Source organism: Salegentibacter sp. 24, from assembly GCF_004362395.1.
In the GTDB taxonomy this organism is placed as follows: domain Bacteria; phylum Bacteroidota; class Bacteroidia; order Flavobacteriales; family Flavobacteriaceae; genus Salegentibacter.
This window is the reverse complement of record NZ_SNWE01000001.1, coordinates 125387-136919: the sequence shown is the minus strand read 5'-3', so window position 1 is coordinate 136919 and position 11533 is coordinate 125387. Positions and strand designations below refer to the sequence as shown.

Genomic DNA, 11533 nt, shown 5'->3' with positions numbered 1-11533 from the left:
AAATTAAGCTGATTCTGAAATTGTAAATATTATTGTTAGGGTTACACCAATTACCACCAGGTAAACCCCAATATCAAAAAATAAGGCTGAGCCAACACTTCCAATAACAGGAAAGGGTTCTGGAAACCAAAGCCCAGTCATAAAAGGATCGTCAAAAAACAGCACCGGTGTTAACCCACTGAAAAAAGCAAGTCCCAACCCGACCGGCATCAAAAACCCAGGATGAAATCTCAACAAACCTTTTGTATTATCCAGTCCATTGGCGAAGGCATGCAAAACAAAAGCGATTGCAGCTATAAGTCCGCCAACAAAACCACCGCCTGGCAAATAGTGCCCTCGCAGTAGTATGAAAATGGAGAACACCAGCAGTACCGGTAAAAGGTAATTAGAAGCTGTTTTTAATATTAAGGTTCTCATCGCTCTATAATTTTTACTTAATGCCTCTTTCAAGACAGTTTTAGTTCATTTTACTGGGATCTATCGGTACTTTTCAATCTCAATTTTAATAGCCCAAATACACCGATAGCGGCAATTGCCAATACTGAAATTTCAATAAGCGTATCTGCACCCCTGAAATCAACAAGAATTACATTTACCACGTTCTTCCCATGAGCCATTTTGTAGGCATTTTCCGCATAAAAGTCACTTATCTCACTATTGGTTGGTTCGGCTAAAACCTGTAATGCCAATAAACATATTATTGCTCCTAAAGACACTGATAATATGCCATCCCTAATTCTCATTTTATAATCTGAAAGGGATAGATATTTTGGCAACCTGTAAAGGACCAAAACAAATAAAATTACAGTGAGGGTGTCTATAGAAAATTGTGTCATCGCTAGATCTGGTGCACTGTAAAACACGAAGATTAAACATATTGCCAACCCTACAACACCCATAGCAGCTACAGCCGCTAATCTGGATTTTGTAAAAACAGTGTAGAAAACCCCTGCAATTAAAATTATAGCCACCACTAACTCATAGGCGGTAACTTGAGAAAGCTTGCTATAATCGATTGTAACTCCCGCTGTTCCAAAAAGAATATAACTCACCAACACCACAAGGAACAAAACAATAGTAGTCACATAATTTCTCAAATAGCCATTTTGAAATACATTGGTCCAGAATGCCGAAAATACACCGAAATAGTGTGTTCCTTTTTCCAAGATACTTTTTGGAGAAATAAATTCCAGCTTACCAATTCTGTTTTCCAATTTTATGGACGGTTTTACGAAAAAATATAGGAGAATCCCCACTGCTATTGTAATTCCACTCAGAAGTAAAACCGTATTAAAGCCGTGCCATAAGGCAAGGTGATAATCAGAGGCATCTGCACCTAAAGCTAAAACTACAGGTTTGACCAGTGCCGATTCTATAAGCTTTGGAAAAATTCCAAACAAAATTCCTAAAACTGCTAAAATAATGGCCGGCCCCCACATTAAAAATCCTGGAGCTTTTACATCTTTATGAGCCTCAGGTAGCTTCCCAACAAAAGGTTTTATTCCGGCAACAAAACCAGCCCAAAGCAGTAATATTTTTGTAAGTACAATAGCGATGACAATTATGACCGTGAAAGTTTCCGCATGTGCACTGGCCTCATAAGTTAATTCTTTTCCGAGAAAACCTATAGAAGGTGGAATTCCAGCACTGGAGATCGCTGCCAAAATACCGGCTATGGCCACTGGCATCATAATTTTTCGTAATCCACCTAATCTGGTTACATCCCGTGTTCCGGTTTGGTGATCTATAATACCTGTAACCAGGAACAAGGTCGCTTTATAAAGCGCGTGTACAATGATAAAAACCGCTGCGGCCAAAAAAGCACCTTTAGTCCCCAATCCAATGAGAAAAACCAGTATACCTAAAGCTGAGATAGTAGAATAGGCCAAAACGCCTTTAAGATCAGTTCTAAAAAGGGCATGTATAGCAGAATAAACCATAGTAATTCCCCCCACAATTATTAAGCTTGTATTCCAGAATTCCTGATCTCCCAATATGGGAGTAAAACGCATTAGCAGGTAAATACCCGCTTTTACCATTGTGGCCGAGTGCAAATAAGTGGAAACCGGAGTTGGCGCTTTCATTGCACCAGGTAACCAGAAATGAAATGGAAACTGTGCCGATTTAGTAAATGCCGCTACAAAAATAAAGAGCACTGCCAGGATGTAATATTCACTTCCGGCAATGGCTTCTTTCATGCCAAGCATTTCAGAAATAGTGAAGGTTCCTGTGATATTACCGAGCAACAAAGCTCCTGCTAATAAGAAAAACCCTCCAAATCCTGTAATTCCCAAAGCGGTTAAAGCCGACTTTCGCGAGGCTGGATTTGAATTATTAAACCCGATTAAGAAAAATGAACTTATACTGGTTAATTCCCAGAATACAAAAAGTGAGATAATATTGTCTGAAAGGACCAAACCAAGCATCGCAGCCATAAACAAGCTAAGATATCCGTAGAAGCGATCTAAATATTTGTGTCCTTTAAGGTATGAAGCGGTATATGCAAAGACCAGGAAACCAATTCCCGTGATCATTAATGAAAAAAGAAGAGAGAGTCCGTCTAGTTTAAAACTAAGATCTACCCCGAAGGCAGGAACCCATTGATAAGTCCTGCTAATGATTTCTCCTGAAGCAATTTCCGGAATGAAACTCGCGAAATAAGCAAAAAGTGCACCCGGAATAATTGCTGAAAGAACGGCTAGTTTTCCCCTGAAGAACTTTCCTGTGAAAACCAGAAGTATTGCGAATAAAAAACCTAAAAGTATTGCTGCTAGCATATATTTTCTCTCAAAAAGTCCGTTCCCCGCAAATATAAGAGTTATTATTTAAGTTTTACAGGCAAAAGCATCGTTTAAGCCTTAAGAATCCCGATTTAAAAGCTTCTTATTTTTAATCATTTTAAAAAGCCTGTTTCTTAGCAAAGTTCTTAAAAGTCTGAAAATAAACCATATTTTTTTGTTTTTTAATTATTGTTAGTCGATAATTTGATGTAGGTTTGTTATCGTAAAACAATAATTGAATATTTGTGAAGCCACCTTTATTTCTAAAAAGAGTTTTAGACATTTGTCTTATACTAATTCTTTTCACGCTATTAATTTCAATATTAGTCCCCGTTTTTAACGCTGTAAGTCAGGAAGATCTAATACCCTTGAGTATAGATGGAGTGAAAATAGAAATATATACCGTCCCTGTGGTTATCGTAATATTTTTAAGTATTTTAAAATCCTGTTTGTTCATTTTCATCATTTACGTTCTTCGAAAGCTCATAAAAAGTTTTTTTAAAGATCGTGTGTTTACACCCTTTCAGATAAAGGCCTTAAATCTTACCGGCCAATTAATTATAATAGTCACTATAGTTGCTCCTATCCTAAATTTTATAAGTTCATTAATTTTAAAGAATAAAGCAAGAATGAGCCTGGATATGGAACTCTCTGTGAACTCGTTCTGGTTTACCTTTGCACTCGGATTATTCTTTATTTTACTTAGTAAAGTTTTTGAGCAAGCAAAAAATATTAAAGAAGAAAACGAATTAACCGTTTAGCTATGCCAATAACAATTAATCTCGATAAGATTCTTGAAAAAAATGATATGAAAAGCACCGAGCTTGCTGGGAAAATAGGGATTACCACTGCTAACCTTTCTATCTTAAAAACAGGCAAGGCAAAAGCGGTAAGGTTTTCTACTTTAGAGGCCATTTGTGAAGTTTTAAACTGCCAACCAAGAGATATTCTAAAATACAGCAGAAACTGAAAAAGCCAGGAGTTTTCCCGGCTTTTTTTATATTGAGTTTCCTGAAAAATTAATCGGCCAAAATAATGGCCTTATTGTCTTTTAATTCAAGTACACCACCTTTAATCATATAATAAAGAATATTACTATTGACTGAATCTTTTCTAAACTCTTCAGAAAGCTCATCGTCAAGTTCTTTATTAGAAGCAGCAAGTTGAATTTTAACTTCACCTTCAACCAATGTGGAAACTATAGGTGCGTGATTGTTTAGCATTTGAAATTCCCCATCGTGACCGGGAACTTTTACCGCATCTACATTCGCTTTAAATACTACAGCTTCAGGAGTTACTATTTCTAGGTACATATATTTTAGTTTACAGGTTGTAAGTTTTAGTTTGCAGTATTATCGAGTAATAAAATACTACTACTATCAACTCATTACTGTTTGCTATTTATTAATCTTCTTCAGCTAACATTTTTTCACCGGCTTCTATTGCTTCTTCGATGGTTCCTTTAAGGTTAAAGGCAGATTCCGGAAGGTGATCTAACTCCCCGTCCATAATCATATTAAATCCTTTGATAGTGTCTTTAATATCCACCAGTACTCCTTTTAAACCAGTAAACTGTTCTGCAACATGGAAGGGTTGAGAAAGGAAACGCTGAACCCGTCTTGCTCGCGATACTGCTAGTTTATCTTCTTCAGAAAGCTCCTCCATACCAAGTATAGCAATAATGTCCTGCAATTCCTTATAACGCTGCAAAAGCTCCTTTACTCGTTGCGCACATTTATAGTGATCGGCACCTAAAATATCAGCGGTAAGAATTCTTGAAGTAGACTCTAAAGGATCTACTGCAGGATAAATACCAAGTTCGGCAATTTTACGTGAAAGTACTGTTGTAGCATCCAGGTGGGCAAAAGTTGTTGCTGGCGCGGGGTCTGTCAAGTCATCAGCAGGCACATAAACCGCCTGTACAGATGTAATAGATCCATTTTTTGTGGAAGTAATACGCTCCTGCATCGCCCCCATTTCTGTGGCCAAAGTGGGTTGATAACCTACTGCAGAAGGCATACGTCCAAGAAGTGCGGACACTTCTGAACCGGCCTGCGTAAAACGGAAAATATTATCTACGAAGAAAAGAACGTCTTTACCCTGGCCTTCCCCGGCACCATCACGGAAATATTCTGCAATAGTCAATCCTGAAAGTGCTACACGAGCACGTGCTCCAGGTGGCTCGTTCATTTGTCCAAAAACGAAAGTCGCTTTTGACTCAAGCATAGCAGATTTATCAACTTTTTCCAGGTCCCATCCACCTTTTTCCATAGATTCAGAAAAAGCATCACCATATTTAATAATACCAGATTCAAGCATTTCCCTAAGCAGGTCATTCCCTTCACGGGTACGCTCTCCTACACCGGCAAACACCGAAAGACCACCGTGGCCTTTGGCAATATTGTTAATCAATTCCTGGATGAGAACTGTTTTACCAACACCAGCACCTCCAAATAGACCGATTTTTCCACCTTTTGCATAAGGCTCAATCAGATCAATTACTTTAATCCCAGTAAATAATACTTCAGTAGAAACAGATAAATCTTCAAATTTTGGAGCCTCTCTATGGATAGACATACCATCCTTACCTGCTTTAGGCAAATTCCCAAGCCCGTCAATAGCATCTCCTACCACATTAAACAAACGACCATAAACTTCTTTACCCACCGGCATTTGTATAGGGGCTCCTGTGGCAACCACTTCTACACCTCGACTTAAACCATCGGTAGAATCCATGGAAACTGTTCTAACTGTTTCTTCACCAATATGCGATTGCACCTCTAAAATCAAAAGGGAACCGTCCTTCCTGGTAATTTCCAAAGAATCATAGATATTTGGTAATTCACCATTTTCTGAGTTGAAGGCAACATCAACTACAGGGCCAATAATTTGCGCAACTTTACCTGTTACTTTAGACATTATTTAATCTTTTAATGTTTCTAATTTAAAATATCTCAAAACCCAACGGAATAATTTACAATAAGTTAAATTCCCAAATAGGGTATTTTCAGGCTGCAAAGATAGTTTTTTCTTGCTAAATTCATACTTCTCTGAAAATAACTTTTTCCAGGCTATTTAAAGCCGGCAAAAACAAGCTTTAATTTAATTTAAAATTCAAAAATCCCTTCTGAAATTTTCAAAAGGGATTTTTATATGGTTCAATTTTTTACTTTAGAATATTATTCTACCGTAACCGATTTTGCTAAATTCCTGGGCTGGTCTACATTTTTTCCAAGCATAACAGCAATATGGTACGATAATAACTGCAGCGGGATAGTTGTAAGAAGCGGTGTTAACGGCTCTAGAGTTTCAGGAACTTCAATAACGTGATCGGCTAGATCACGAACTTCAGTATCTCCTTCGGTAACGATAGCGATAATCTTACCGCTTCGCGACTTTATTTCCTGAATGTTGCTTACTACCTTCTCGTAATGTCCTTTTTTAGTTGCTATAACCACTACTGGCATTTCTTCATCAATAAGTGCAATCGGACCGTGTTTCATTTCAGCAGCAGGATAACCTTCCGCGTGTATGTATGATATCTCTTTTAATTTAAGAGCACCTTCTAAAGCCACAGGGAAATTAAACCCTCTTCCTAAATAAAGACAGTTCCGTGCATTTTTATAGATATCGGCTATCATCTTTATATGTTCATCACCTTGTAGGGCTTTTTCAATTTTGCCAGGAATACGTTCCATTTCCTGCAAATAGGTCATAAAATCTGTATGGGAGATCGTGCCCTTATGCTTTGCTAGTTTTAGTGCCATTAAAGTAAGCACGGTAATCTGCGTAGTAAAGGCTTTTGTTGAAGCCACCCCAATTTCGGGTCCCGCGTGGGTGTAGGCTCCAGCATGAGTTTCTCTGGAAATGGAAGATCCAACCACATTACAAACTCCAAAAGCGAAAGCACCCTTTTCTTTGGCAAGTTTTATAGCAGCCATTGTATCGGCGGTTTCCCCACTTTGAGAGATCGCAATAATTACATCTTTTTCTGAAATAATAGGATTGCGATATCTGAATTCCGAAGCATATTCCACTTCTACAGGAATTCTTGCAAGTTCTTCAAAAATATATTCTGCTACCAGTCCGGCGTGCCAGCTTGTACCACAGGCTACAATAAGAATTCGTTTGGCATTGGCAATGCGCTCCAGGTTATCATCTACCCCGGCCATTCTTATTAAACCTTCATCTGCCAACATTCTACCTCGATAGGTATCCTTGATTGCTGTAGGCTGCTCATAAATTTCCTTAAGCATAAAATGCTCATATCCCCCCTTCTCTATTTGCTCAAGGTTAAGTTGCAATTCCTGAATATAAGGATCAACTAAGGTATCATCCTTTATCTTTCTTACCTTAACTTCCTTACCTCTTCTCACTACTGCCATTTCACCATCTTCAAGGTAAATTGCATTGTTGGTATATTCTATAAAAGGAGAGGCGTCGGAGGCGATAAAAAATTCATCCTCCCCAACTCCAATCGCAAGAGGGCTTCCTAAGCGGGCTACTACAATCTCGTCGGGCTTGGTTTTATTATAGACAGCAATAGCATAAGCACCAATAGTTTGGTTCAACGCTATTTGAACAGCCTTCCCAAGCTTAACACCTTCATTAATGATAACATCTTCAATAAGGTTTACCAAGACTTCAGTATCGGTATCACTTTTAAAGGTATAGCCACGAGTTTTTAGTTCCTTTTTTAGGGAATCGTAATTCTCTATAATCCCATTATGGATAATTACAATATCACCAGAATTTGAATAATGGGGATGACTATTTACATCGTTAGGCACCCCATGGGTCGCCCAACGTGTATGGCCAAGCGCCACATTTCCATTGGTAGTAATGGTATTTTCAAGTTTTTCTTTTAGATCGGCAACCTTCCCCTTTGTTTTACAAAGTTTTAGTTCTTTCCCATCGTATAAGGCAATTCCTGCACTATCATATCCACGATATTCCAGTCTTTGGAGTCCTTTTAGGACAACGGGATATGCATCCCTATGCCCAATATATCCTACAATTCCGCACATAGTATATTGGTATTATTAATTAACTTCGGTATAATATATTCTAAGCTTTAATCTCTTATCTTCATTATCTGAAAGGTTGCCGTGCAACACGGTTCCTTTAGGTGTAATAATTCCCATACTTGGAAAAAACTCTACATCTTCAGAATATCTTACTGCAGATGTATTGGTAATATTAATATTTTGAGTGATAACCAGACCTAATCTCACATTATCTGTTTCCTCCTCAATAATATTGTTGACGTGTTGGGTTAAATTAAGTTTGTAACGAATCCCATTTCCATCTTCATCCCTTTCTAAAGGACCTGAAAAAGAGGACAGTGAAACAGAAGGATTAAGCTCATTACCATCACTTATAAAATTAGCAGCAAAACTGTAATCAGCTAAAACCCTGTTATTATCCAAATCGTAAAGATAAAGCCGGGTAGGCTCATTAATATCACCAGCAAAATCCTGATCCACGTAGAATGTAAGGTTTGCTTCATTGATCAACCAGTTGTTTTCCTTGATCTCCGCTAATTGTTCTTCATCTTCAAAAAGCTCGATTACGGCAACCGTACCTTCACCTCCATCAACAAAAAGTTTCTCCGCCCCAGACTCCTCGTTTGATTCTTGTATGGCCTGTAATACATCTCCCGGATATTCCCCCACAAAAGTATTTACAATGGTAGTTCCAAAATCCAATTCATAACTTCTTCGGGTTCTTGTCGTTTCTGTCTCTCCATCTGTTGTAGTTTCTACCTCTGAAGTGTAAAAAAGCTCTACCCCAGCATTAGCGGTATTAAGATCAAGCAACATCATTGTACCATCTTCAGCAGTAGCTTCCGCCTTAATGAACATTCCGCGTAAATAATTTTTAAAATTATTATTATTACTAAGTACGCTCGAACCTTCTTTCTCAATAATTTTTTGCTCAAAATAAGCCACCGGAAGTTTCACCCTTAAAGCAGGACCAGAAGTAATAGTGTCCTGTTCTCCATTTTCATTTTCTTTATAAGAAACAATAGGTTGTGATGAAGGAAGAAAGGATTCATTTTCATAAATTATATCCCCCACAAGATTGTCCTGAAACAATTCCTGTTGATCGGAATAATATTTCTGGCTTTCTTCAAAATCTTCCTCTGGGTCATAATTATTTAGGAAGTAATTAGATTCCTGAATAGTTAATTTTATTGGTGTGTTTCCATAAATTGAATCCAATGCATATTGGATGTTACCATCCTCATCTGAATCACCTTCAGTACTAAAGTATGGAATAGTTAAAACCACACTATCAAGTTCTGGCTCTACCCCGAATGTAGGATTATTAGTAGGCAAGGAGAGTTGGCTTAGTATGCTTGCGGTCGACTGCCCGTAAATCGGGTGATTATAGACTCCTAATAAATAATTACTCAGATTATTGGTTTGTACCGAAGTAATATTTTTATTGTAAGCAGTTACTTCAACTTCTTGTAGCTCGAGATTACTGGGGTTTTCTATAATTTCACCTCCTACGGTGCTATATTCATTATCACAAGCCACAAAAGCAAAAACAACAACAAATAAAGTTGCTGTTTTATACAACATTCTCATTAAATTCATTCGATAAAAATTTCTATTTTGATAAAACTTCGTTAGTGTAAAATTCTTGATAAGCCTGGCTAAATTCTTCCCTGTTTTTATATGGGAGCAACGGTTTATTAATCCTGCTAAGGTATATTGAAAGATCTTCGGGAATACTTTCACCCGCTGTAATTATAGCATCTGAATGATCTGCAGCAAGCTTCATTAGATTAACAAAGTTTGGGGTTTTTAAATGTTTTATATCTTCTTTTTCCATCCCGTCATACAATACTTTCTCCTGCATGTTCTCATCTAACGTTCCTTCGAAGTCTTGATTGTATACAGAGGTAACAATTTTTGCGCCACTAAATAAAGGTTCGTTCCCATAATAACGTCTAAGATAAAGTGGCAATAAAGATGCCAGCCAGCCATGAACGTGAATAATATCGGGGGACCAGTTTAATTTCTTAACGGTTTCTATTACTCCTTTTGCAAAAAAGATAGCACGCTCATCGTTATCGTGAAACATTTTACCTTCCTCATCGGTAAGGGTGGCTTTTCTTTTAAAATAATCTTCGTTGTCAATAAAATAAACCTGCATTCTCTCCTTAGGGATCGAAGCTACTTTAATTATCAACGGCATATCCAGGTCATTTATCACCAAATTCATCCCCGACAGTCTGATCACTTCGTGTAACTGATGGCGACGTTCATTGATGTTACCAAACCGGGGCATAAAAATTCTAATTTGCCCTCCAATATTATTTACCATTTTTGCGGCTTCAAAAGACGTGGATGATATTTCGGTTTCAGGCAGGTAAGGAATAACTTCAGATGATACGTATAATATCCTCTTATCTTTCATAAATTGATTGCTTTAATTGCGATTGCGAACAAAAAACACGCAAAATTACAAAAATTTATGCAGATTGCTGGTAATATATTAAGTTTGCACGCTGTTAATTTTATAATAAAATGCAGGTTTTCAAAGAAAAAACCCCTTTAAAAGAGGCGATAAAAGCCGAAAAATCCATTGCTAAAACCATTGGTCTGGTACCTACTATGGGTGCCTTACATCAGGGTCATTTGTCCCTGGTGAAACAGGCGTTAAAAACCTGCGATCGTGTGATTATCAGCATCTTTGTAAACCCAACCCAGTTTGACAACCCAGCCGATCTGGAGAAATATCCCCGCACTTTAAATGAGGATATAAAACTCCTGGAAAAAGCCAGCCCAAACCTTTGGATCTTTGCTCCTTCAGCAAACGAATTATACGGTAAAAATGTTCGTTCTGAACAGTTTAATTTTGACGGCCTGGAACGAGTAATGGAAGGAAAATACCGACACGGACATTTTGACGGTGTTGGAACTATAGTAAAAAGGTTGTTAACTATCGTTGAACCCCATAAAGCATTTTTTGGTGAAAAAGATTTTCAACAATTACAAATAGTAAGAAGATTAACAGAAAAATCAGGGCTTCCAGTGGAGATAATTGGTTGTCCTATTTTACGAGAAGAAAATGGTTTGGCCAGAAGTTCGAGAAACGAAAGACTGGATACCAAACAGCGGGAAAAAGCTTCTTTTATATACATAACCCTTCTTAAAGCCAAGGAATTATTTGGCACAAAAAGTGCTGATTATATTCACAACTGGGTTAAAGAACAATTTGAAAACCATCCCATTTTAAAACTGGAATATTTCGAAATTGCCAATACCCAAACTTTAAAAAAAATTAAAAGAAAAAGAAAAGGCAATTCTTACCGTGCTTTTATTGCCGCCTATGCCGGCGATATCAGACTAATAGATAACATTGCTTTAAACCTCGAAAAATAATCTATGCAAGTTCACGTAGTAAAATCTAAGATACATAGGGTAAAAGTTACAGGTGCCGATCTTAATTATATTGGCAGCATCACAATAGATGAAGATTTAATGGAAGCTGCAAATATAATTGAAGGTGAAAAAGTTCAGATTGTAAACAATAACAATGGTGAACGTTTAGAAACTTATGTTATCCCTGGACCAAGAAATTCTGGTGAAATCACTTTAAATGGAGCAGCGGCAAGAAAAGTCGCAAAAGGCGATATCCTAATCCTTATCGCATATGCCATTATGGATTTGGAAGAGGCTAAAACTTTTAAGCCTTCCCTTGTTTTTCCGAACGAAGAAACCAATCTCTTGAGTTAG

11 protein-coding genes are annotated in these 11533 nt (G+C 37.5%); 4 read left to right on the top strand and 7 right to left on the bottom strand.

The genetic code is table 11. The features are described 5' to 3' along the window. Positions 1-3: 3 nt before the first annotated feature. The gene (locus DET49_RS00585) at positions 4-417 is read right to left on the bottom strand and encodes a Na+/H+ antiporter subunit B (protein ID WP_133546205.1); all 414 of its coding nucleotides are present in this window, start codon (positions 415-417) and stop codon (positions 4-6) included. 50 nt (positions 418-467) lie between these two features. After that, positions 468-2777 (bottom strand): putative monovalent cation/H+ antiporter subunit A, encoded by a 2310-nt coding sequence (locus DET49_RS00580; protein ID WP_133546204.1) that lies wholly within the window; start codon positions 2775-2777, stop codon positions 468-470. A 248-nt stretch (positions 2778-3025) separates the two neighbouring features. Here DET49_RS00580 and DET49_RS00575 point away from each other — a divergent pair, with 248 nt between their 5' ends. After that, positions 3026-3541: a DUF2975 domain-containing protein gene (locus DET49_RS00575; protein WP_166636520.1), complete on the top strand. Its 516-nt coding sequence runs from the start codon at positions 3026-3028 to the stop codon at positions 3539-3541. Positions 3542-3543: 2 nt separating this feature from the next. Continuing rightward, positions 3544-3750: a helix-turn-helix domain-containing protein gene (locus DET49_RS00570; RefSeq protein WP_133546202.1), complete on the top strand. Its 207-nt coding sequence runs from the start codon at positions 3544-3546 to the stop codon at positions 3748-3750. A gap of 49 nt (positions 3751-3799) precedes the next feature. Here DET49_RS00570 and DET49_RS00565 read toward each other — a convergent pair whose 3' ends face one another. The 5 genes from DET49_RS00565 to DET49_RS00545 form a co-directional block, all read right to left on the bottom strand. Beyond that, on the bottom strand, positions 3800-4093 hold the full coding sequence (locus DET49_RS00565) for a hypothetical protein (protein WP_133546201.1): 294 nt from the start codon (positions 4091-4093) through the stop codon (positions 3800-3802). Positions 4094-4184: 91 nt separating this feature from the next. Continuing rightward, complete coding sequence (gene atpD, locus DET49_RS00560) at positions 4185-5699, bottom strand: F0F1 ATP synthase subunit beta (RefSeq protein ID WP_133546200.1); 1515 nt, start codon at positions 5697-5699, stop codon at positions 4185-4187. A gap of 260 nt (positions 5700-5959) precedes the next feature. Next, positions 5960-7807, bottom strand: a complete 1848-nt coding sequence (glmS, locus tag DET49_RS00555) for a glutamine--fructose-6-phosphate transaminase (isomerizing) (protein WP_133546199.1) — start codon at positions 7805-7807, stop codon at positions 5960-5962. 15 nt (positions 7808-7822) lie between these two features. Continuing rightward, positions 7823-9385: a DUF4270 domain-containing protein gene (locus DET49_RS00550; RefSeq protein WP_133546198.1), complete on the bottom strand. Its 1563-nt coding sequence runs from the start codon at positions 9383-9385 to the stop codon at positions 7823-7825. Between the two features lie 13 nt (positions 9386-9398). After that, complete coding sequence (locus DET49_RS00545) at positions 9399-10211, bottom strand: glycogen/starch synthase (protein ID WP_133546197.1); 813 nt, start codon at positions 10209-10211, stop codon at positions 9399-9401. Positions 10212-10321: 110 nt separating this feature from the next. On the opposite strand from DET49_RS00545, the gene panC reads away from it, so the two are divergent. Both panC and panD read left to right on the top strand, forming a co-directional pair. Next, positions 10322-11179: a pantoate--beta-alanine ligase gene (panC, locus tag DET49_RS00540; protein ID WP_133546196.1), complete on the top strand. Its 858-nt coding sequence runs from the start codon at positions 10322-10324 to the stop codon at positions 11177-11179. A 3-nt stretch (positions 11180-11182) separates the two neighbouring features. Next, positions 11183-11533 (top strand): aspartate 1-decarboxylase, encoded by a 351-nt coding sequence (panD, locus tag DET49_RS00535; RefSeq protein ID WP_133546195.1) that lies wholly within the window; start codon positions 11183-11185, stop codon positions 11531-11533.

What these genes read in the sequence shown, in the direction of transcription:
- panD (WP_133546195.1), top strand. Translation starts at nt 11,183, where the DNA reads ATGCAAGTTCACGTAGTAAAATCTAAGATACATAGGGTAAAAGTTACA.
- glmS (WP_133546199.1), bottom strand. Translation starts at nt 7,807, where the DNA reads ATGTGCGGAATTGTAGGATATATTGGGCATAGGGATGCATATCCCGTT.
- DET49_RS00585 (WP_133546205.1), bottom strand. Translation starts at nt 417, where the DNA reads ATGAGAACCTTAATATTAAAAACAGCTTCTAATTACCTTTTACCGGTA.
- DET49_RS00570 (WP_133546202.1), top strand. Translation starts at nt 3,544, where the DNA reads ATGCCAATAACAATTAATCTCGATAAGATTCTTGAAAAAAATGATATG.
- DET49_RS00545 (WP_133546197.1), bottom strand. Translation starts at nt 10,211, where the DNA reads ATGAAAGATAAGAGGATATTATACGTATCATCTGAAGTTATTCCTTAC.
- atpD (WP_133546200.1), bottom strand. Translation starts at nt 5,699, where the DNA reads ATGTCTAAAGTAACAGGTAAAGTTGCGCAAATTATTGGCCCTGTAGTT.
- DET49_RS00580 (WP_133546204.1), bottom strand. Translation starts at nt 2,777, where the DNA reads ATGCTAGCAGCAATACTTTTAGGTTTTTTATTCGCAATACTTCTGGTT.
- DET49_RS00565 (WP_133546201.1), bottom strand. Translation starts at nt 4,093, where the DNA reads ATGTACCTAGAAATAGTAACTCCTGAAGCTGTAGTATTTAAAGCGAAT.
- panC (WP_133546196.1), top strand. Translation starts at nt 10,322, where the DNA reads ATGCAGGTTTTCAAAGAAAAAACCCCTTTAAAAGAGGCGATAAAAGCC.
- DET49_RS00550 (WP_133546198.1), bottom strand. Translation starts at nt 9,385, where the DNA reads ATGAATTTAATGAGAATGTTGTATAAAACAGCAACTTTATTTGTTGTT.